The sequence below is a fragment of the Bacteroides pyogenes genome (genome assembly GCF_014196225.1).
Lineage (GTDB): Bacteria > Bacteroidota > Bacteroidia > Bacteroidales > Bacteroidaceae > Bacteroides > Bacteroides pyogenes_A.
The window spans coordinates 79,179-99,912 of record NZ_JACIDI010000002.1; the positions used below are offsets into that span (position 1 = coordinate 79,179).

General features: G+C 47.1%; 20 protein-coding genes. 6 read left to right on the plus strand and 14 right to left on the minus strand.

What is annotated here, in order from left to right; genetic code table 11:
- Positions 1 to 18: 18 nt before the first annotated feature.
- The 5 genes from GGR07_RS01540 to GGR07_RS01560 form a co-directional block, all read right to left on the minus strand.
- Positions 19 to 1,275, minus strand: a complete 1,257-nt coding sequence (locus tag GGR07_RS01540) for a glycosyltransferase (protein WP_021646802.1) — start codon at positions 1,273 to 1,275, stop codon at positions 19 to 21.
- Between the two features lie 118 nt (positions 1,276 to 1,393).
- Positions 1,394 to 1,741, minus strand: coding sequence for a GtrA family protein (locus tag GGR07_RS01545; RefSeq protein ID WP_021646800.1), 348 nt, complete (start codon positions 1,739 to 1,741; stop codon positions 1,394 to 1,396).
- A gap of 4 nt (positions 1,742 to 1,745) precedes the next feature.
- Positions 1,746 to 2,951: a glycosyltransferase family 87 protein gene (locus GGR07_RS01550; protein WP_021646799.1), complete on the minus strand. Its 1,206-nt coding sequence runs from the start codon at positions 2,949 to 2,951 to the stop codon at positions 1,746 to 1,748.
- A 2-nt stretch (positions 2,952 to 2,953) separates the two neighbouring features.
- Positions 2,954 to 3,943 (minus strand): glycosyltransferase family 2 protein, encoded by a 990-nt coding sequence (locus GGR07_RS01555; protein WP_021646798.1) that lies wholly within the window; start codon positions 3,941 to 3,943, stop codon positions 2,954 to 2,956.
- An 11-nt stretch (positions 3,944 to 3,954) separates the two neighbouring features.
- On the minus strand, positions 3,955 to 4,740 hold the full coding sequence (locus GGR07_RS01560; protein ID WP_021646797.1) for a polysaccharide deacetylase family protein: 786 nt from the start codon (positions 4,738 to 4,740) through the stop codon (positions 3,955 to 3,957).
- A gap of 889 nt (positions 4,741 to 5,629) precedes the next feature.
- Between GGR07_RS01560 and GGR07_RS01565 the strand changes: the two genes are divergently transcribed.
- Positions 5,630 to 6,766: a glycosyltransferase family 4 protein gene (locus GGR07_RS01565; protein ID WP_034542248.1), complete on the plus strand. Its 1,137-nt coding sequence runs from the start codon at positions 5,630 to 5,632 to the stop codon at positions 6,764 to 6,766.
- A 59-nt stretch (positions 6,767 to 6,825) separates the two neighbouring features.
- Here the strand turns inward: GGR07_RS01565 and GGR07_RS01570 are convergent, their stop codons facing one another.
- The 5 genes from GGR07_RS01570 to GGR07_RS01590 are packed head-to-tail and all read right to left on the minus strand — an operon-like array spanning position 6,826 to position 10,957.
- A complete protein-coding gene (locus GGR07_RS01570) occupies positions 6,826 to 7,755 on the minus strand; it encodes a serine/threonine-protein kinase (protein ID WP_256680532.1) in 930 nt (309 codons plus the stop codon).
- A gap of 48 nt (positions 7,756 to 7,803) precedes the next feature.
- Positions 7,804 to 8,241: a hypothetical protein gene (locus GGR07_RS13845; RefSeq protein ID WP_034542247.1), complete on the minus strand. Its 438-nt coding sequence runs from the start codon at positions 8,239 to 8,241 to the stop codon at positions 7,804 to 7,806.
- A gap of 9 nt (positions 8,242 to 8,250) precedes the next feature.
- Positions 8,251 to 9,309, minus strand: a complete 1,059-nt coding sequence (locus GGR07_RS01580; protein WP_034542246.1) for a glycosyltransferase — start codon at positions 9,307 to 9,309, stop codon at positions 8,251 to 8,253.
- A 7-nt stretch (positions 9,310 to 9,316) separates the two neighbouring features.
- Positions 9,317 to 10,348 carry a glycosyltransferase family 9 protein gene (locus GGR07_RS01585; RefSeq protein WP_122056397.1) on the minus strand — a complete coding sequence of 344 codons (1,032 nt, stop codon included), beginning with the start codon at positions 10,346 to 10,348 and terminating at the stop codon, positions 9,317 to 9,319.
- 3 nt (positions 10,349 to 10,351) lie between these two features.
- Positions 10,352 to 10,957 carry a DUF4254 domain-containing protein gene (locus GGR07_RS01590; protein ID WP_027324091.1) on the minus strand — a complete coding sequence of 202 codons (606 nt, stop codon included), beginning with the start codon at positions 10,955 to 10,957 and terminating at the stop codon, positions 10,352 to 10,354.
- A gap of 116 nt (positions 10,958 to 11,073) precedes the next feature.
- On the opposite strand from GGR07_RS01590, the gene pdxB reads away from it, so the two are divergent.
- Positions 11,074 to 12,123, plus strand: coding sequence for a 4-phosphoerythronate dehydrogenase PdxB (gene pdxB / locus GGR07_RS01595; RefSeq protein ID WP_122056398.1), 1,050 nt, complete (start codon positions 11,074 to 11,076; stop codon positions 12,121 to 12,123).
- A 4-nt stretch (positions 12,124 to 12,127) separates the two neighbouring features.
- Here the strand turns inward: pdxB and GGR07_RS01600 are convergent, their stop codons facing one another.
- Together GGR07_RS01600 and purN are read right to left on the minus strand one after the other, a co-directional pair.
- Complete coding sequence (locus GGR07_RS01600) at positions 12,128 to 13,594, minus strand: carboxylesterase family protein (RefSeq protein WP_051990527.1); 1,467 nt, start codon at positions 13,592 to 13,594, stop codon at positions 12,128 to 12,130.
- A gap of 200 nt (positions 13,595 to 13,794) precedes the next feature.
- Complete coding sequence (gene purN / locus GGR07_RS01605) at positions 13,795 to 14,382, minus strand: phosphoribosylglycinamide formyltransferase (protein WP_021646786.1); 588 nt, start codon at positions 14,380 to 14,382, stop codon at positions 13,795 to 13,797.
- Positions 14,383 to 14,531: 149 nt separating this feature from the next.
- On the opposite strand from purN, the gene GGR07_RS01610 reads away from it, so the two are divergent.
- The 3 genes from GGR07_RS01610 to rnc are packed head-to-tail and all read left to right on the plus strand — an operon-like array spanning position 14,532 to position 16,931.
- Positions 14,532 to 14,768 (plus strand): acyl carrier protein, encoded by a 237-nt coding sequence (locus tag GGR07_RS01610; RefSeq protein ID WP_004291965.1) that lies wholly within the window; start codon positions 14,532 to 14,534, stop codon positions 14,766 to 14,768.
- Between the two features lie 17 nt (positions 14,769 to 14,785).
- Entirely contained in the window at positions 14,786 to 16,048 is a 1,263-nt protein-coding gene (gene fabF / locus GGR07_RS01615) for a beta-ketoacyl-ACP synthase II (RefSeq protein WP_021646785.1), read from the plus strand.
- Between the two features lie 4 nt (positions 16,049 to 16,052).
- Entirely contained in the window at positions 16,053 to 16,931 is an 879-nt protein-coding gene (rnc, locus tag GGR07_RS01620; RefSeq protein WP_021646784.1) for a ribonuclease III, read from the plus strand.
- 145 nt (positions 16,932 to 17,076) lie between these two features.
- Here the strand turns inward: rnc and GGR07_RS01625 are convergent, their stop codons facing one another.
- Positions 17,077 to 18,087, minus strand: a complete 1,011-nt coding sequence (locus GGR07_RS01625) for an ATP-dependent 6-phosphofructokinase (protein ID WP_122056399.1) — start codon at positions 18,085 to 18,087, stop codon at positions 17,077 to 17,079.
- Positions 18,088 to 18,229: 142 nt separating this feature from the next.
- On the opposite strand from GGR07_RS01625, the gene GGR07_RS01630 reads away from it, so the two are divergent.
- Positions 18,230 to 19,747 (plus strand): GH3 auxin-responsive promoter family protein, encoded by a 1,518-nt coding sequence (locus tag GGR07_RS01630; protein WP_122056400.1) that lies wholly within the window; start codon positions 18,230 to 18,232, stop codon positions 19,745 to 19,747.
- Between the two features lie 72 nt (positions 19,748 to 19,819).
- On the opposite strand, the gene zupT is transcribed toward GGR07_RS01630, so the two are convergent.
- Positions 19,820 to 20,647: a zinc transporter ZupT gene (gene zupT, locus GGR07_RS01635; RefSeq protein WP_034542245.1), complete on the minus strand. Its 828-nt coding sequence runs from the start codon at positions 20,645 to 20,647 to the stop codon at positions 19,820 to 19,822.
- Positions 20,648 to 20,734: the final 87 nt, after the last annotated feature.

The window sequence follows — 20,734 nt, forward strand, 5'->3', positions numbered from 1 at the left end:
TCTTCTTTCAGGGGGGTGTTATATCGATTCTATGGCGTTCCGCAGACGAGACATGATTAAACCCCAGTCGTAATTCTCCTTTACATACCGTTTACCTGCCGAGGCTTTTTCGTTACGTAGCTTTTCGGAAGAAGCGATACGGTGAAGTTTGCTTACGAATTGCCTTTTATTCATATAGTAATCGGCAGCATAGCCGCTTTTGCGACAATGGTCTTTCAATACGGCACAGCGTCCATTCACCAGCATCATCTTCCCCTGTTTCAAGGATTCCAGCAGAATAAGCGAAAGGCTCTCGTATTTCGAAGGGTTGACCGTAGCCATACAGTGCTGAATGATGGCAGTCTTCTCCTCATCGCTCACAAATCCCGTGTATATAATGTCGGGATGAGTAAACGGTTTACGGGAGAGAAACAGCGCGCCCACCATCACAAGCTTCAGGTTCGAGTGCGGATATTTCTTTTTGTAGGCAAGGAAGTAAGCATGAATATTCGACACCTTCGAGCGGTCGAGCCTTCCTACATATAACAAATACTCTTCCGGCAGGTTGTATTTCCGGCGCGTTTCTTCCCATGGAGCCGGTTCAAAATCTTCTATCCCTACGCTGATAATTCCTTCCCGCTTGATGATATTGCCAAAGACTCGCTGTCCGAGTTTCCGTTCCTCTTCGGAGTTATACCCCACATAAGCGAATTTGGCAAATACTTTATTCAGCTGAAGGCGGAAAGAGGTTTTTGCCCGGTGCATGGTGGGTATGGCGATGGTTTTCTCGCCCGCATACACTCCCGCGTAATAGAAAGGAGCATAGTCGATGGAAATGGCAATGAAGGCTTTATATTCGTCCTTATGCGCCTGTATATATTCGTTGAGTGGCGGAGAGTAGAATTTCGTGGCTTGCAGCGCTTTCTCCTCAAGTTTGTCGAACCAACTCCACTTGGGAAAGAAGCGGTTAATGGTGGACAAAACATTAATTCCATAAAGAAACATCCGGAGTTTTTTTGTGAACGACACGCAAAGGTGTGAGAAACTCCCCAGAACCGAGTTGACAGGAGCCACTTCGAAACGCCTGACCAACACTCCGTTGATGTATTCCGACGCGGCAGACATCACGTTCTCGCCGGTTCTGTAGTCTTGCACGCATGTAGTCAGCACTTCCACTTCGTAGTCGTCTACCAGTCTTTCGGCCAGCATTCTGCAATGATACTCGGCACCTCCATTTATATTCAGTCCGTATCTTACTACAACAAAAGCTATTTTGTCTTTTTCTACTTTACTCATATTTTTTTTGCTGCAACCGATATTCGTAAAAGAAGTTTCGTTTTCATACTATTTACAGGCAAAGTTAAGAATATAATGTTTTCTCCCCAATTATTACGACAAAAAACGTAGCACACCCTTACTTCGCACGTTTAAACACCCAACGCAGGAACACAAAATTGACAGGAACCACAACAGCGAGCACCGCTATGGGAGCAATGGTCCTCGATAAGCCCAGATATAAAAAAAGATTGAACAGCCAGATGTGGTTGAGATAGTTCAGAAGATGGCTTCCGCCAAAACCGAACGCTCTCTTCAACGAAGGGGCTGCACGGAAAGTGACGTACGAGGTCAAAAAGAAATTTACCGTCAAGCTCACTGCATAACCTATGGTATAAGCCAAATTTACATTCATGTAAAACTGCAAAATATAATAAACCGCATAATGAATAGCCGCCGCAATGCCTCCCACAAAACAGTAGCGCATGAATTCAGCTATTTTCCCTTTTCTCCACATGGGCAACCGTTGTTTGGTTTACAGAATAATCTCTTACACACATTTCATACGTCAACTTCATCCAGACCAACACGCAAGGAAGCGCCTTGAGTGCGTAGGGTTGCACCCACTCCCGGCGCAGACAGGCGGGAAAGAGGTCGGAAGGCGACATACTTGTCAGCACAAACACAAAAACAAGCAGCGCGATATCCCAACGGGTACGTTGCCAAGGAGCCGTGACATACCAAAGCGAAACTCCGACGAAAGCAATGATATAAGAACTCGACTCGCTCCCCGTACTGAAGAGTACGACAAAAAGCAAAACAGAGGAAAGAAGAGCGTAACGGAAGGCTTCATTTCTATATTGCGATACCCGCAAATAGGGAAGGCCGAACAAGATAAGCCCGGCGGCTATGAGCGGGAAGTCGGAATAAGAAGCGCTGCCCGATATCTTACGAACCATGCCCAGCAGAGAGATATTCTGATGGGTGGCGAACAGATTGTCGGCATTCTTCGACGCAAGGCTTTCCCACCATCCGGAGTATTGCTCCAACACATAGCCGGGACTGCTCAACAGCATGGGAGCAACGAACATAACCGCCGTCCACACGAGCAGCCATGCAACGAGTCTGCCTTTGTGCTTTGAGAAAAAGAAGAAAGCAAGCCCCACGATGCCGTAAAGTTTGACAAACGTTCCGAACATGATGAAAAATGCCGCCCATCCTTCTTTCTCCTTTTCAATGCAGCAATATGACATCAGTATGATTGCCGCAATGGCAATATTGAATTGCGACATGAAAAGCGCCGTGAGCAATTCGTGCGCACAAAACCAGTAGAGGAACACGTGCTTGCGGTGAGGCAAAGGCAGGAACTTGACAGCATAAAAAAGAAACAGCGAAAGCGCCACTTCCCAAAAGAGCAGTCCCCACCATGTGGGAAGCAAAGCAAAAAGGGCGATGACGAGGCTGAAAAACGGTCCGTAATGATTGGTGTCGGCGTATTGGTCGGGGTACGGGACATAAAGGGGCAACTGTTCCACCGTATGCCAATACACATACCTGAAAATAAGGAAATTGTTGTGCTTGCTTATCTTCATCAAAGCGGCAACGACCGGCAGCAACAGCCATAAGCCCAGCAAAGTGCGCCGGTCGCTGAAGAAAGGCTTCTTCAGAAAGAGCGTGACAGGTTGAAGATATTTCATAATTAACTTTTCCTTTTTTTAGAATCAACTTCGGCATCCGGATCCGGCTCATCCCACAGTATCTCGTCTACCGTATAAGACGGACGGTTTTTCACCTCCACATATATTTTCCCGATGTATTCGCCGACAACACCGATGGCAAGCAGCAAAACACTGCCGATAAACCATACGGAAAGCATGAGCGATGTCCATCCGGGCACGGCGAGATGTTCCCAATAGGAAATCAGGACGTAGACGGTCATGAGGATGCTTACAAACAAAAAGAAAAAACCGGCTCCCAATATCAGGGAGATGGGCTTGGTGGAGAACGACGTAATGCCGTCGACGGCCAAAGCAAGCATTTTCCGGATGCTGTACTTAGACTGCCCGGCTTCGCGCTCGCTTATCACATCGTCTACCGTGGCGGAAGGATACCCCATCAGAGGTACGAGCCCACGCAAATAGAGGTTGCGCTCTTTGTAGCGGGAAAGCTCTTCCAAAGCCCTGCGACTCAGCAGGCGAAAGTCGGCGTGGTTATATACGGCTTTCACTCCCATAGCCTGCTGCACTTTATAGAAAGTCAGAGCCGTAGTGCGTTTTATCAGGTTGTCTCCCTTTCTCGATACTTTCACGCCGTACACCACATCGTACCCTTCTTCGTAGCGGTCTATCATTTTTTCAACGGCAGAGAGGTCGTCCTGCAAGTCGGCATCGATAGTAATGACAGCATCACAACGATCTTTCACGGTCATCATTCCCGCCATAATTGCATTCTGATGCCCGGCATTGGCGGCTAAATTCATTCCCCGCACATAACGGTTCTCACGAAAAAAACGGGAGATGAGTTGCCATGTGCCGTCTCTGCTGCCATCATTGACCAGAAACAGGAAGCTGTCCGGCGACAATTTCCCTTTTCCGACCAGTTCGTCCAGCAAAGAAGTGAGGCGTGCTACGGATGAAGGAAGAACCTCCTCCTCATTATAGCAAGGAAGCACGAAGCCCAGCTTGATCATAATGCTCTTTTTTATGTAGTGTGACAATGTTTATCCACAAAATGAGAGAAAGTTGCAAATACTGCTCCTTTACCCTTAAAAAAATCGATCCAATCCGTCAGGCGCTTTGCCATTTCTTCACCCGAGCGGTTGCGTACGATGAAAGGCAAGTTGAATTCGGGGTGGTTGTTCAGCGGATAGAATTCCCACGGATGGAAATAAGTGGTCAAGTAACCGTCGTGACGGAGTGTGCGATGGCACAACCAACGGTACAAAGCAAACGGAAGATTATGGCACGACAGCCAGAACAGCGGAAAACGCAGCCACGGACTGACCGAAGCCGGAATCTGCCACACGCCGGCTTTCATAAAGAAAGTGCGTGGAGCGGAAAGGTGCATGTATCTGCCGGGAATGAAAGTGGGGTTCAACGACGAGTTATAGGCATATCCCGCCTTAAACACCTCCGCTTCGGGCACGGGCATCATTCGCGCCTGGCGATAGCCGCGTATCTCTCTTCTCGAAAGTTCTTCGAGCGCCTGCTTGGAACGCAGCAAGTCTTCGGTATGAAAAGTCCAATGATAATAGCCGTGCGAAGCAAGTTCGTGGCCTTCGTCTACAATACGCCGTACCACGGCGGCAGACCTCAGGGCGAAGTTGGCGGTACAGAAGAAAGTCGCTTTCACTCCCTTTGCTTTTAAAATATCGAGTATGGTTTCCGTGCCGGCCGTAGATATGCGGATCTGCTCTTCCATAGCGAGATCGACTCCATGCTCCAGAGGCACGTCGAACTCTTCTATATCAAAACTCAAAAGTATCATTGCGCATTTGTATAATTATCCGGCAAAAGTAATAAAAAACAGAATACCAATGCGGAGGAGTGCCGTAAAAAATCATTGTACGGGCATATTTGCATGTCCGTCTGCAACATGAGCAAACAAGAAGCCGTGCATGCCCGAACGGATAAATCACGATGCCCGGAATGAGGCATGCACGAACTTTACGGGAAAAGCAAAGGCTGCGGATGACAGGCATATCGACGGCAGGCACAACATATACTCGAACGAGAGCTTCCGTTGCTTAGCTGCGGATGACAGGCAGATTGAGGGCAGGCACAATAGAAGGACACGATTCTCAAGCCAACATGCGCTGCGGATGACAGGCAGATTGAGGTCAGACACAATATGTATATAGACCGGATGTAGTTTCCCATTGGGGAAACAAAAGTTTCCCAAGCGGGAAAATAAAGTTTCCCCAGTGGGAAACTTTTGTTTCAATAGTGGGAAACTAAGCGAAACATTATTCCTTTATCCGGGAAGTATGGACGTTCGACTTCGCTCTAAAGGCCCTGCCATGTGGAGCCCCGTGCACACTCATCCGGAAAGTATGGACGTTCGACTTCCTTACCCTCCTTCTCCTTGCTTCCCATTCACGCCGGCATGCCTCTGCGCGGCAAATGTTCAACCCGGTAAAATCGCCGTTGGCAAGTGTCACGAATGTCAGCATGCTTCTGCGCGGCAAATGTTCAATCTGTCATTTCCGTCTTCCCGATTACTCTGCGTGCCCCTGCCGGGCATCATAAATAGAGCAGATATTCGTTTATTCCGGAGATTTTCCGTAAGTTTGCCCGACGGATGAAAACAAGGTGTTCATACGAAAACATGTTGTCACCCGACGAGAACAAATAGTGCAATATAACATAAGCATGCCATGAGAATAGGATTCGACGCCAAAAGAGCCGTGCAGAACTTCACTGGATTGGGAAATTACAGCCGCTATGTCATCAATATACTGTGCCGTTTTTATCCGGACAACGAGTATATCGCATACGCACCCAAGCGGATAGAGAATAAGCAGACGGACAGGTTGTTGAACAGACATCCGGGGCTGTCGCTCAAGCTCCCGACGGGTTTTCTATGGAGAAAAGCCCGTTCGCTATGGCGCGTATGGGGAATATCGGGGCAGATGGAGAAAGAGCATACGGAACTCTTCCACGGACTGAGCAATGAGCTCCCGCTCAACATCCGTCGCAAGAAGATAAAAAGCATCGTTACCATACACGACCTGATTTTTCTCCGCTATCCGCGATTCTACAAGCGGATAGACAGGGCCATCTATTCATTCAAGTTTCGCAAGGCCTGCCGGAATGCCGACCGGATCATCGCCATCAGCGAATGCACGAAACGCGACATCGTTTCTTTTTTCGACATAGACCCGGGCAAAATAGAAGTCGTATATCAGGGGTGCGACGCTTGTTTCTCACACGAAGCAACCGAACAGCAGAAGCAGGAGGTGCGGCAACGATATTCGCTTCCGCGAAAATATGTTTTAAACGTGGGGAGCATAGAAGAGCGCAAAAACGCGTTGCTGGCAATAAAGGCAATGGAGGGACTGCCCGATGAGGTACATCTGGTCATCGTAGGAAAGCATACGCCGTATACCGATAAGATAAAGAGTTATGCCAATGAGAAAGGGCTTGCCCGCCGCATACGTTTCATACACAACCTTCCTTTCGCCGACCTGCCGACAGTGTACCAAATGGCAACGGTGTTCATCTATCCTTCGCGCTTCGAGGGATTCGGCATCCCGATTCTCGAAGCTCTTCATTCGGGTGTGCCTGTGGTGGCTGCCACAGGCTCTTGTCTGGAAGAAGCAGGAGGCCCGTACTCCATCTACGTCGACCCCGACAATGTGGAAGAAACGGCCGCAGCTCTGCGCCTGCTATGTACCGATGAAGCCCAGAGAAAAGAAATGATTGAAAAGGGAAAAAGGTTTGCCGCCTCTTTCTCCGAAGAGAAACAGGCCGAACAACTCATGGAAATTTACAAGAAAGTGCTTCACTCATAGTTGCCGGAACCCGGTGCATAGCGTTCCTTGTAAGCTCCGTCGAAATCCGGCAGACAGTTTCACTGCGCAGAACCCGGCGGCGCATAGAGCCTTTTGTAAACAGCTCTCAAATCACTCGCGGCAAAGTAGCGGTTGTAGAGCTCGCTTTCTTTGGCAAACAAGCGTCGGGCGGCAGAAGAACCGGACGGAAGCATACGGCGCAGCGAACGGTATAGCTTAAAGCGGAAAACCGTGCGGACAGAAGCCCTGCCGGCAGGATTGCGGAACGCAACCTTATACATCAATCGGGCGAAGAAACGGTCGCTCATCTCCTCGCACTTCTTCACCCAAGAGGCATCCGCCCATCCCCGGAAGGCAGCATAACAGGTAGCCACATAGCCTAAAACATCACGGGAGATGCAAAGCCTGCGCAAGTTGAAGGCCGCCGTCTCACGATCCACCTCCCCGTCTACGAACTTCATCCGGTTCACATCTATCAACGAGAACGAATATCCGCCATTCACACGGGAAATGAGAATATTGCCCGGCGAGTAATCCAAATGTATCACTCCTTTCTGATGCAGCGAAGCGGTGTACTCGGCAAAGGCCCGCAACTCAGATTCATTTCCGGACACCTCGCCCTTCATCAGGGCACGCACGGTTTCTCCCTCTTCATGTGCGCAAATGTAATAACTATATCCCAGCAAGCCGAATGTGTACTCTTCCAAAGCCGCAACCGGCTCGGGAGTAGCAAACCCTCGCCGGAGAATTTCCTCCGAATAGACGAAAGAACGTAAAGCCTTCGATTTACGGAAGAAAGAGTATACAATGCGGTTGATTACGTTGGGCTTCTTGAATCGCTTTACCACCCAATCCATATCCTTCACTCTTATCCGTTTCAGTACATTGCGTTCATCGTAAATCACTTCCCCCTCCGTATCAAAGGAAAAAGGAAGTTGCCTGACATACTCTTCAAACTCCTTATATTTAGAGTTTACGACACACTTCATCTTAAAAACATTTTTTAATCTATAACCTAATATCATCGAAAGCCGCTCCTATCTCGCAAAATAATCGCAGCAAATCATCAAATCGGATACTCGCCAAGCATCTCGCGCATGTTGCAGCTCGGCAGGAGACACGCCCGTAGTGTCTCCGATAATCTCCATCTGCGAAGAGATCGCGAATCCTTTCTTGTCGGGCGAAAGAATACTTCTTCCCAATCCTCTCCACGGATAATCGTCGGCGCCGATCAAATTGACAACCAGAAGTATATCTACCAAGGATGCAACTATGGCACAATACCAACGGGAGCGAATGAACGTAAGAGGCACAGCCAGCAGGGAAGCCAGCAAAAGTCTGCTGAGATAAGTTTGAGGAAAGGAAAAAGAGGAGAAAGTCGTGTTCAGACACCAATCTAAATCAAAAAGCAGAAACTTTAAAACCAAACACCCGATAAACAAAGATAAGATTTTGCGCGATTTCATTTGTTTCATAACAAAAAATCAAGATAATTTGATAAACAGCTTTTCAAAATAAGCAACGTAAGCATCTACACTGAAATCATTGATGATACGTTCACGGGCGGCAACACCCAAAGTCTTCAGCCTCTTCCTGTCATTCATCAATCCCCGAATGGCCTCTGCTATTTTCTCCGGTGAACGGGACGGAACCAAAATACCGGAAGCATTATCCACAATCAAATCACGCGCACCGGGAATATCAGTCACGATGCAAGGCACGCCGCAAGCCATAGCCTCACGCACCACACGCGGAGAAGCGTCACGCAAAGCCGGTAAAATAAATAAGTCTTGCTTGGGCAGAAAGGATATGGCATCTTCCCGACTCCCCAAAAAATGGATGCGGTTTGCACACGCTCCTTTTTGAGCCAATTGATAGTCCGAATCGTCATAATCTCCAATCACCACCAAGTGAACGTCTTCGGAATCCAATATCCGGAAGGCCTTGATCAAATCAGTCAGCCCTTTAAAGGGACGACCTTTCGTAGCACCGATATAGATACACTTAAAAGCATTCTCAGGAACTCCATCCGCCTGCTTGGGATTAAGGCAAGCACCGACTACCCATTCCACATCGAAAGGCTTTGTGCTGACCGATAGCTTTTTCCGATCTATATAGTGAGACAAATACTCTCGTATATCATCCGTTTCGCACACGATATGGTCTACCCGGGGATTCAGCAACCCCATGTAATAAGTAGGGTCGAATCTTTTTACCTTAGCTTGCGTACCTCTGTAGCCGACATTCTTCACCTGCATACCCGACGAAGCAAACAGCGAATTTGACAGCCCCGAAGTACTGGGAGAAAAAATAAGATTTATCTGATACTTACGTATGTGCCCGCGAAGCGCTTTAATTACTTTCCATGAAAATTTAGAGTTTATACCTGGAATCTTTAACGGGATACAGTCACCTTCAAGCATTAATTCTTCCTTCTCAGAAGAAACTGCAACGTAAATCTTAAAGGACTTATTCCGGGATAAAATACCCAGCATTTTATAGGTTACCAAGTCGGTTCCCCGGTGAGTAATTAGTATATTCATCAACCATCTAATTAATAATTCCCTCTATTTTTTCTATCACCTGTTCCGGGCTGATGTCTCGCAAACAAGCATAATCGCCTCTGCGGCAAGGCTGCTCTCCGTACACCGAACAGGGCCGGCACGGCATATCGAGTTGTACGGTATTGACAGGCAACTGTTTCCAACCCATGAAGCCGGCATAAGGATGGGTGGCTCCCCAGATGGATATGACGGGTGTATTGACCAGCGAAGCCAGATGCATATTGGCGGAGTCCATCGACAGCATCACATCCAAATGACTCATCAGGTTGAGTTCCGTACGTAAACTAAGTTTGCCAATCATGGAGGTAACCGCAGGATATTTAGCAGCCCACTTATCAAAAATATCCGCTTCTTTTTTTCCTCCTCCGAAAAGGAAAACTCTTACCTTGGGATTGGCGGCAAAATGAGCTACCACCTGTTCCTGAAGTTCTATCGGATAAATCTTTCCGGCATGTTTGGCAAAAGGGGCGATGCCGATCCATTTCTCATCTCCTTTAACGCCTGTTATAGGAACTATTTCGGAAAAATCGCCTTTCCCCTCTCCATAAATGGAAGAGAAATTCATTAAAACCGGAAAACCTAATTTCTCCAGCACATCTGCATATCGACGAAAAGAGCTTTTTTGATTTTCGAATACCTTGCGATTGGGGCGTATGAGTTTACGCTTACCCGCACGTCCCTTGCAAATGGATGCCACAGGCACGCCTGCCAATCGAAACCTCAGAGAGAGATATTGAGAACGAAGTACATTGTGGAAGTCGGCCACATAGTCGAAACGCATCGCTTGCAGCTCGGCATATAGCCTGTTCAGTCCGAGAAAGCCTTTATGTTTGTCTGCCAAATGGGCGCCGACAAAGCGAACGTTCGCGGGCAGCCCTTCAAAAAGAGGCTGCCACGGAGCACGACTCAACAGTGTGATTTCATGCTCCGGATATTGCACAGCCAGCGAATGCAGCACAGGGACAGTCATAGCGACATCGCCCAACGCTGAAAAACGAATAATAAGAATACGCGCCATTCGTTATTTTTTAGCATAAAGAACCGGATTCAATGCCGGATCGTTATACATCTTCATCTGTTTATAAACTTTCATATATTTTTTCCCTGCTTCGATATCAGCCAACAGCTGATCGATTGCAGACGAAAGGTCTTTGCGCTGCTCAAGCAGAACATCCAATTTCGCCTGACATTTAGCCCGATGTTCTTCTGTGGTATCGGTACGTTCCACCTCTTGTTGCATGTGATAGATTTTCAAAGCCAGAATAGAAAGGCGATCTACCGCCCATGCCGGGCTCTCTGTATTGATAGTGGCGCCCGCCAAAGGATTCACCTCTTTATATTTATCCAGAAAATAACTGTCGATAAGCTCCACCAGATCGGTACGGTCCTGATTCGACTTGTCTATCCTCCGCTTCAGCATCAATGCTTCCGCCGGATCTATCTGAGGATCACGGATAATGTCTTCAAAATGCCATTGAACTGCATCGATCCAGTTTTTCAGGTAAAGATAATACTCGATCGACTTCAACTCATAAGGATTGTTCATGGGAGCATCTACCGAATCCGTCACATGGTAATCGGTTGTCGACTTCCAAAAAATACCGTTACACAGGTTACTAAATGTCATAATCTTAGTCCAAATTAAGTATATAATAAGGCAAAGCTATGGAATATTTTCCACACGGACAACCGTTTCTTACTTTTTTATTTTTTACCTTTGTAAGGTCAATATCCAATTTGTATATGAAAATTATTGTCGACGATAAAATACCTTATATAAAAGAGGCGATAGAATCGATAGCCGATGAAGCTGTTTACTTAGCGGGTAGGAATTTTACCCCCGAAACGGTGAAAGATGCCGACGCTCTTATTATCCGCACGCGTACACACTGCAACAGTGAACTGTTGGCGGGAAGCCGTGTGAGGCTAATCGCTACTGCTACCATCGGCTATGACCATATAGATACGGAGTTTTGCCGGCAGGCGGGTATAGAATGGAGAAATGCGCCGGGATGCAACGCAGCTTCCGTAGCACAATATGTACAATCGGGGCTTATCGTATGGAGCCGGATGAAAAAAAGAGAGTTGAAAGGACTGACCATTGGCATTGTGGGAGTAGGGAATGTGGGACGAAAAGTCGCCGAAGTCGCCAAACATTTCGGCATGCGCATGCTACTCAACGATCCTCCTCGAGAAGCGACGGAAGGGAGCAGAAGCTTCTGTTCACTGGAGCAGATAGCAGAGGAATGCGATATCGTCAGCTTCCACGTACCTTTATATATAAAAGGAGCATACAAGACTTTTCATTTGGCAGACGAAATTTTTTTCCACTCATTGCGCCAAACGCCGCTACTGATTAACACCTCGCGGGGTGAAGTAATTGAAACGGACGCGTTATCCAAGGCGTTGGACAAGCATCTGATTTCGGATGCCATCATTGATGTATGGGAAAACGAACCCGCCATCGATCGAGAACTATTAGGTAAGGTACTGCTCGGTACTCCTCACATTGCCGGATATTCGGCAGACGGGAAAGCAAACGCCACCCGGATGGCGTTGGACGCCGTTTGCGACTTCTTCGCCATAAAGAAAGAATACGTCATCGCACCTCCCCCCCCGGCTTCACCCACTGTTGAAGCCCGAACATATGAAGAAGCTCTGCTCCGGATATACGATCCTCGAAACGACAGCAACCGGCTGAAAGCACAGCCGGAAGTATTTGAAAAGCTGCGAGAGGAGTATCCGCTGCGGAGAGAAGAGGCAGCTTACAATATCAGCTGCCGGCAAAACTGACTATTCATTCAGAGAGGGTTACTTCTACAGCGGCAGGATACAAACGGCGAGGATCGCAGAATGCCGCACAACTGTTGACGATATGTTTCAATTCAGGGCGGACTTTACCCGTATAAACCTTCCGCCCATTGACGGAGACAGTGACTTTCCTGCTCAAATCGACCAATTCCGGACATAGATAAAGAATCAACTTTCCTTTTTTCACAGGCGTATAGTTCTTCCTGAACTTCATCTCTATTCCCCATCTCGGATCTCGTTCTACGGTCTCGTAAGCGACATCGCTCACTTTCAGTTCAATATCATTGCCCGAAATATTCATTTCATAAAAAGTACGTGCATTTTCATCGGGACGCTCTTTCACGTACAGATTATAAAAGCCTCTCCGGTGAAGTCCGTCCATCTCAAAATCCTCCCAACTGACTTGCTTGGGATATGGATTGCGCGTATATCGGCTCAACCAAGGTGTAGTAGGCGTGTAATCGATGCTGTGTCCTGCACCGGAAATCAACTCGACACGGTGGATATAAGCCTCCGGGTTCTGTTTCTGCAAGCGTTCGAATTCTTCTTTCACATAAGAAGTCAACGTATTTCGATAGAACATCCGGTCATTATCACCCGTACGCAATAAAAAAGCCATGTTTCGGCAGTTTTCGGCAGGAGCGTTTTTCAACGGCTCACCACCCGCCATCGGTCCGGCTCCAGCCAGATAGTCGGCATAAAACGCAGCCAGCCGCTGGCTGCCGTACCCGCCTTCAGAGATTCCGAAGAAATACACCCGGTCGGGATCCACTTCTCCCGAAAGAAAGGCCTGACGGAGCAGTTTCTCCCAAACATACTGTTTGGCTTTCTGCCACCAGCGATAATAGGCTCCTTCATTGGGAATCTGAGGAATAAAATAAGCTGATGGGGCGTCTGCAAAACGTTGACAAATACTCAACCCTGTTGCCCATTCCGATTCTTTACCACCCGAACCATGCAGGTAGAGGTAAAGCGAATAACCTTTTTCAGGCTTCCCGCCTTTCGTTCCCCAATAATAAGGCATCGCAGCGTCAGGCTCCAAACTTGCCGGAAGATGCCATTTGCCTGTGCGAGCAGCAGACAAGGGGGTCAATCCGATAAGTCTCTCTTCATCGAAGTGCGCGTTCGCTTCTTTCCAGGCCTCCCAGACTATAGAACGATAGCGGTCTGTTTCGGAAATATCGAAAATCTTCTGTTTTTCGAAAAGAGTATGTTGACCCGACAAACTCCCCGAGAAGAATGAAACAATTTCCTCCATCTGCGGATACTTCCCTGCGTCGGGTTCCTTTCCACCGTCTTCTCTTTCCGGATTCTCGTCTTGCCTTATCTCTTTCCCGGCTCCCTCGTCATGTTTCCGTTCTTTTGTATCGGGAAGTTTCAACTCCGGTTCTTTTGCTGTACAATGGCTGCAAGCGACAACCAATAACAGGCATACAAGCTTTACAAATTTCATGTCTTGTCCATTTTAATACTAAACTTCAAAATTATCTCTGCTTAAAAAAAATGCGTTTAGAAAGATAGAAACATCTTTAGGCAAACGCAAAAATCTTTTTAGAAAGAGAGGAGTTCTACATACTCCCGTATACCTTCGTACAGGCTTGCTTATTTTTAACTATTGCAAAGAAAACGGCAAAAAATGTTGTATCTCGGTGCTCATCGTCTTCCATCCTGCTTGCAACCCAGTAACTCTTCAATCACTTTCGGAAAATAGCGATGCTCCAGAGCATGCACCTTCTCCGCCACATCCTCGGCATTATCTCCCCGAAGTATGGGGCAGGCAGCCTGAAAAATCACATCCCCCTCATCATAGCGCTCATTTATATAATGTATAGTAATGCCGCTTTCCGTTTCACCGGCATCGACCACCGCCCGGTGCACTCTGTCGCCGTACATCCCTTTTCCGCCAAACTTCGGAAGAAGCGCCGGATGAATATTGATGATGCAATCGGGGAAAGCATTCAGCAACAGAACGGGTACTCGAAGAAGGAAACCGGCAAGCACCACGAAATCAACCTGATGAGCTTGCAACACAGCCAAAACTTCATCTCCAACTACCCAATCCTCTTTCGAGAATACATGCGAAGGAACTCCCAGACGATGAGCGCGTTCTAAAACATACGCATCAGGTTTGTTAGAGACTACCAGTGAAACCCGAATGGATTCACTCTTTTGAAAGTAACGGATAATATTCTCAGCATTTGTTCCGGAGCCGGAAGCGAAAATCGCGATATTTTTCTTCATAATAGGACGTTTTTATGCACAAAAAAGCAAAAAATGTGCAAAAGCCAGCATTTATTTGAGCAAAAATTTGCGCAAAACGATAAATATTCATTCCTTTGCACGGCAAAATTAAAGAAATAAAACTAATTATTAATTAAAAACTTAAAGTTATGTCTGAAATTGCATCAAGAGTAAAAGCGATTATCGTTGATAAATTAGGCGTAGAAGAATCAGAAGTTACCAACGAAGCAAGCTTCACTAATGACTTGGGAGCAGATTCTCTTGACACTGTAGAACTTATCATGGAATTCGAGAAAGAATTCGGTATCTCTATCCCTGACGACCAAGCTGAAAAGATTGGCACTGTAGGTGATGCTGTATCTTACATCGAAGAACACGCTAAGTAATCATCGATTTCATTGATATGGAATTAAAAAGAGTAGTAGTAACAGGCCTTGGCGCCATTACTCCTGTTGGCAATGGAATTTCCGAATTTTGGGAAAATCTCGTGAACGGGGTTAGTGGAGCAGGGCCTATTACTCATTTCGACGCGTCGATGTTCAAGACCCGGTTCGCATGCGAAGTGAAAAATTTCGATGTGACGAAGTACATGGACCGCAAAGAGGCCAGAAAGATGGACTTGTACACTCACTACGCCATCGCTGTTGCCAAAGAAGCGGTAGAAGACTCCGGGCTTGACATTGAGAAAGAAGACTTAAACAGAATCGGCGTTATCTTTGGCGCCGGCATCGGCGGTATACATACATTCGAGGAGGAAGTAGGCAACTATTATACACATAAAGAGGCTGGACCGAAATTCAATCCGTTCTTTATCCCAAAAATGATTTCGGATATCGCAGCAGGACAGATTTCGATCATGTATGGTTTTCACGGACCGAACTACTCCGTAGCTTCAGCATGCGCCACCTCTACCAATGCCATTGCAGACGCTTTCAACCTTATCCGTTTGGGTAAGGCGAACGTAATTGTATCCGGAGGTTCGGAAGCTGCCATCTTCCCGGCAGGCGTAGGTGGCTTCAACGCTATGCACGCCTTGTCCACCCGCAATGACGATCCTGCCAAAGCCTCGCGTCCGTTCAGCGCAAGTCGCGACGGTTTCGTTATGGGCGAAGGCGGCGGATGTCTGATTCTTGAAGAGTTGGAACATGCCAAAGCCCGTGGCGCTAAAATTTATGCGGAAGTTGCCGGTGTAGGAATGTCGGCAGACGCACATCACCTCACAGCTTCTCATCCGGAAGGACTGGGAGCCAAGCTTGTGATGACAAACGCATTGGAAGACGCCGGAATGAACCCGAAAGAAGTAGACTACATCAACGTACATGGTACGTCTACCCCTGTAGGAGATATTTCGGAGGCCAAAGCTATCAAGGATGTGTTCGGCGATCACGCGTATGAACTGAACATCAGTTCTACGAAGTCGATGACAGGACACTTGCTGGGCGCGGCCGGAGCAGTAGAGGCGATAGCAAGCATACTCGCCATCAAAGACGGTGTTGTTCCTCCGACTATCAACCACGAAGAAGGTGACAACGATGAAAACATCGACTATAAACTTAATTTCACGTTCAACAAAGCTCAAAAACGCGAAGTTAACGTTGCTTTGTCCAATACTTTTGGATTCGGTGGTCACAACGCATGCGTCATCTTCAAGAAATACGCAGACTAAGACCGTGTTACGCAACCAAATAGATAAGATAAGGCTCCTGTTCCTCAAGGACAGAAAGTCTTATCTTTGTTTTTATCGGATACTCGGCTTCTATCCGCACGATATTCGAATCTACGAGCAGGCGCTTCTCCATAAATCATCGGGCATCCGTTCCGAGAAAGGAAGGCTTCTGAACAACGAGCGACTCGAGTTTTTGGGCGATGCCATTCTGGATGCCATCATCGGAGACATTGTCTACAAACGGTTCGATGGAAAGCGAGAAGGCTTCCTGACAAATACGCGCTCGAAAATCGTACAGCGCGAAACGCTGAACAAATTGGCGGTTCAAATCGGGCTGGATAAGCTCATCAAATACTCTTCGCGTTCTTCTTCCCACAACAGCTATATGTATGGGAATGCTTTCGAGGCATTCATCGGGGCTATCTATTTGGACAGAGGATACAAGCACTGTAAACAGTTCATAGAAGAGCAAATCATCGACCGCTATATTGATTTAGATAAGATATCGCGCAAAGAGGTGAACTTCAAATCGAAACTCATCGAATGGAGCCAAAAAAACAAAATGGAAGTCTCGTTCGAGCTGATCGAACAGTTTATTGATCACGACGGTAACCCTGTTTTCCAGACCGAAATCCATATTGAAGGGGTTTCGGCAGGAACAGGCACGGGATATTCTAAAAAAGAATCACAGCAGAATGCCGCCCAAATGGCTATAAAGAAAGTGAGAGATACTGTTTTCCTTTCGACCGTTCATGAAGCGAAGACACAGCGTGCAATGGCTACCGAGGCAACAACGTCTTCTCTATCAGCAGCGGAAAAAGCCGAAACCGATGAAGCAGGTGTTTCGCATAATCCTCTGCAGACAGAGCCGGTAAACGATTAAGTAAATAGGAATAGCTCCTTTTCGACAATACTGATAAAAAATCTACCGGACGACAAGCCAATAGTCAGAAAAAGCCTCATGCAAACCTGAGAAAGAAAACTATCCGTCTCCATCGTTCTTCATTAAGCCCATTTACAATTGCGAATTATCCAAAGCAAATCCCCATTCGACGTCCTTGAATTACCAGATCGTGATCTTCGGTAACCAGCTTCAATTTACCTGCCACTTCTTCGAGAGGAATAGACGAAATCTCATTCCCTTTCAAAGCAATCATACGGCCGAACTCACCTTTGGCGATCAGTTCTGTGGCATGCCCTCCCATGCGAGTGGACAGATTACGATCGAAAGGCGTAGGCGAACCGCCCCGCTGGATATATCCAAGCACCGTTTCACGGGTTTCAATACCGGTTTCATATTCTATTTCCTGTGCGATATAAGCTGCGGCACGTTTTCCCCTATCTGTCACAATACCTTCCGCCACCACTACGATGGAGTAAGGCTTTCCTTTTTTTAAGCGCTCTAAAATCGTGGCTCCTACATTCTTTATATTATAAGGAATTTCGGGAACAAGAATTACGTCTCCTCCGCCTGCCATTCCCGAATATAAGGCAATCCATCCGGCTTTATGCCCCATTACTTCGATTACCATTACCCGTTTGTGCGAACTGGCGGTAGAATGCAACCGATCAATGGCATCGGTCGCAATCGTTACCGCAGAATCGAACCCGAAAGAGAAATCCGTTCCCCAAATATCATTATCAATAGTCTTGGGCACAGAAACGACATTCACTCCCAAAGCGGCAAATTTGGCGGCTGTCTTTTGCGTACCGTTTCCTCCGATACACACCAGACAGTCTAACCCCATCTCCCGTATATTCCTTACAATCAGAGCCGGTTTATCCACGTCAGATACAAGCCCGCCTTTTTTGAAAGGTTTCTCGCGTGACGTACCCAGCATGGTTCCTCCCAAGTTGAGCAAACCGGACATCGATTTATCTGTAAAAACTTCCGTGTCTTTAGTCAGCAGACCCTGAAAGCCGCTGTGAATACCTATCACTTCCATTCCGTAATGGTGGATAGCCGTCTTGCAAACACCACGGATAGTAGCATTAATGCCCGGACAATCTCCACCGGAAGTCAAGATTCCAATTCTCATAATCTTACCTTATTTTTAATCAATAACTTCTGAGTTCCTGCGAAAGTCGTCATTTTTAACGATTATTTCCGTCATAAAGATAGAAAAAAAAGATAAATAAGGCTACTTTTGCACTCCTAAACATTATGATGATCACACAGAAATGAATATAACCAAGCTCATAAGCAGAATCTTCGATTCCCGCCTGAAACAAATAGACCTTTACAGTAGCTGCCCCGGTGAACTCCAACGCCAAGTATTAAGCAGGCTGACCGCACAAGCTGCACAAACGGAATGGGGGAAAAGATACGACTATGTTTCCATACGCGACTATGAAGACTTCAGAAACCGTCTCCCGATACAGACATACGAAGATATCAAACCCTACGTAGAGCGCCTCCGAGCGGGTGAGCAAAACCTGCTTTGGCCTTCGGAGATACGCTGGTTTGCCAAATCGTCGGGAACGACAAACGATAAAAGTAAATTTCTCCCGGTGAGCAAAGAGTCTTTGCAAGACACTCATTACAGAGGGGGTAAAGATGCCGTGGCTCTTTATTTTCGAATCAATTCAGACAGCCGCCTGTTCTCGGGTAAAGGACTGATTCTGGGAGGGAGCCATAGTCCGAACCTCAGCTCGAATCACAGCTTGGTAGGCGACCTTTCGGCTATCCTGATACAGAATGTCACACCATTGGTGAACCTGATCCGCATTCCGAACAAGAAGATAGCGCTAATGGACGAATGGGAAAGCAAGATAGAAGCGATTGCAAACAGTACTGTCAGATCCAATGTGACAAATCTCTCGGGCGTTCCATCGTGGATGCTCGTGCTTATCAAACATATTCTGGAGAAAACCGGCAAGAGCACACTGGAAGAAGTATGGCCCAACCTCGAAGTATTCTTTCACGGCGGTGTAGCTTTCACACCTTATCGTGAACAGTACAAACAGGTCATCCGTTCGCCGAAAATGCATTATGTAGAAACTTACAACGCGTCCGAAGGATATTTCGGTACGCAGAACGATCTTTCCGACCCTTCGATGTTACTAATGATCGACTACGGCGTTTTCTACGAATTCATCCCGCTCGAAGAAGTCGGCAAAGAGAACCCTCGGGCTTACTGTTTGGAAGAAGTGGAGTTGAACAAGAACTACGCAATGGTGATTTCTACTTCATGCGGTTTATGGAGATACATGATAGGCGATACCGTCAAATTCACCTCCAAGAATCCTTATAAGTTTGTCATCACCGGAAGAACCAAACATTTCATCAATGCCTTCGGCGAGGAGCTGATTGTAGACAATGCTGAAAAAGGGCTGGTAAAAGCCTGCGCTGCTACAGGCGCACAAGTCAGCGAGTATTCTGCAGCTCCTGTTTTTATGGACGAGAATGCCAAGTGTCGCCATCAGTGGCTGATTGAGTTTGCCAAAGCACCGGACTCGCTGGAAAAGTTTGCCGCTGTACTGGATGCCACCTTGAAAGAAGTGAACTCAGACTACGAAGCCAAGCGATGGAAAGACATCGCTCTTCAGCCGCTCGAAGTGATTGTGGCGCGCCCCAGACTGTTCCACGATTGGCTGGCACAGAAAGGCAAACTCGGCGGACAACACAAAATACCCCGCTTGAGCAATACCCGCGAATATATCGAAGAGATGCTTCCACTGAACAACCGTATTGATTAGCAAAAAGAACTCAATGCGTTGACATCGGGCGTCCCATACACCAGTTGTTTGCTAATAATAGCAGACCGTTTTTTAAACAAACAGAATAAGGCTAAAAGCCATTACGGCCATTCCCGCTACCAGTCCATACACAGCATGATGATGTTTACCGTATTCTTCGGCAGCGGGTAGAAGTTCGTCGAACGAAATAAACACCATCACACCCGCTATGGCAGCAAATATAAGACCGAAAGCCTCATCGGTAAGCCATGGAGCTAACAGGAAATAACCGACAAGCGCCCCCAACGGCTCGGTAAGCCCCGAAAGGAAAGAAAGCCAAAAAGCGCGGCGACGGCTTCCGGTGGCATAGAAAACAGGCACAGATACGGAAATTCCCTCCGGAATATTATGTATAGCAATGGCTATAGCGATAGGAATGGCAATGCTCACATCCTTCAGTCCCGCAAGGAAAGTAACCATACCCTCTGGGAAATTATGAATCGCCAATATCAGCGCAGTTACCATACCCACGCGAAGCAATCTCGGATTGTGTTCTGGCGTTTCCTTTACACCGGAAGATGACTCATCGACCATTTCTTCCACCTTATGCATCTCGTGCGGATTTTCCTGTTCCGGAACAAAACGGTCGATAAGCATTATAAAGGCTATACCACCAAAAAATGAGAGGGTAGCGTAGAGCGTCCCTTGTTTCACACCATACAAGTCAGTGAGAGAACTCACCGCAGCAGGCAATAGATCGACAAACGACACATACGCCATCACCCCGGCCGAAAAACCTAATGAAACGGAAAGGAACGAGGTATTAGTACGCCGTGCGAAAAAAGCGATAGCGCTGCCTATACCTGTAGAAAGTCCGGCGAAAAGAGTCAGAAGAAATGCGATCAATACAGATTGTTCCATACTATGTCTCCCATAATTAATAATTTGCCCTACAAAGGTAAAATGATAGACAGACATTTGCAATACCTAAAAGGAATGTTTTTTAAC

Excerpts from the sequence above, each read along its gene's own strand:
- GGR07_RS01540 (WP_021646802.1), bottom strand. The coding sequence starts at position 1,275 with ATGAGTAAAGTAGAAAAAGACAAAATAGCTTTTGTTGTAGTAAGATAC.
- GGR07_RS01545 (WP_021646800.1), bottom strand. The coding sequence starts at position 1,741 with ATGCGCTACTGTTTTGTGGGAGGCATTGCGGCGGCTATTCATTATGCG.
- GGR07_RS01550 (WP_021646799.1), bottom strand. The coding sequence starts at position 2,951 with ATGAAATATCTTCAACCTGTCACGCTCTTTCTGAAGAAGCCTTTCTTC.
- GGR07_RS01555 (WP_021646798.1), bottom strand. The coding sequence starts at position 3,943 with ATGATCAAGCTGGGCTTCGTGCTTCCTTGCTATAATGAGGAGGAGGTT.
- GGR07_RS01560 (WP_021646797.1), bottom strand. The coding sequence starts at position 4,740 with ATGATACTTTTGAGTTTTGATATAGAAGAGTTCGACGTGCCTCTGGAG.
- GGR07_RS01565 (WP_034542248.1), top strand. The coding sequence starts at position 5,630 with ATGAGAATAGGATTCGACGCCAAAAGAGCCGTGCAGAACTTCACTGGA.
- GGR07_RS01570 (WP_256680532.1), bottom strand. The coding sequence starts at position 7,755 with ATGAAGTGTGTCGTAAACTCTAAATATAAGGAGTTTGAAGAGTATGTC.
- GGR07_RS13845 (WP_034542247.1), bottom strand. The coding sequence starts at position 8,241 with ATGAAACAAATGAAATCGCGCAAAATCTTATCTTTGTTTATCGGGTGT.
- GGR07_RS01580 (WP_034542246.1), bottom strand. The coding sequence starts at position 9,309 with ATGAATATACTAATTACTCACCGGGGAACCGACTTGGTAACCTATAAA.
- GGR07_RS01585 (WP_122056397.1), bottom strand. The coding sequence starts at position 10,348 with ATGGCGCGTATTCTTATTATTCGTTTTTCAGCGTTGGGCGATGTCGCT.
- GGR07_RS01590 (WP_027324091.1), bottom strand. The coding sequence starts at position 10,957 with ATGACATTTAGTAACCTGTGTAACGGTATTTTTTGGAAGTCGACAACC.
- pdxB (WP_122056398.1), top strand. The coding sequence starts at position 11,074 with ATGAAAATTATTGTCGACGATAAAATACCTTATATAAAAGAGGCGATA.
- GGR07_RS01600 (WP_051990527.1), bottom strand. The coding sequence starts at position 13,594 with ATGAAATTTGTAAAGCTTGTATGCCTGTTATTGGTTGTCGCTTGCAGC.
- purN (WP_021646786.1), bottom strand. The coding sequence starts at position 14,382 with ATGAAGAAAAATATCGCGATTTTCGCTTCCGGCTCCGGAACAAATGCT.
- GGR07_RS01610 (WP_004291965.1), top strand. The coding sequence starts at position 14,532 with ATGTCTGAAATTGCATCAAGAGTAAAAGCGATTATCGTTGATAAATTA.
- fabF (WP_021646785.1), top strand. The coding sequence starts at position 14,786 with ATGGAATTAAAAAGAGTAGTAGTAACAGGCCTTGGCGCCATTACTCCT.
- GGR07_RS01625 (WP_122056399.1), bottom strand. The coding sequence starts at position 18,087 with ATGAGAATTGGAATCTTGACTTCCGGTGGAGATTGTCCGGGCATTAAT.
- GGR07_RS01630 (WP_122056400.1), top strand. The coding sequence starts at position 18,230 with ATGAATATAACCAAGCTCATAAGCAGAATCTTCGATTCCCGCCTGAAA.
- zupT (WP_034542245.1), bottom strand. The coding sequence starts at position 20,647 with ATGGAACAATCTGTATTGATCGCATTTCTTCTGACTCTTTTCGCCGGA.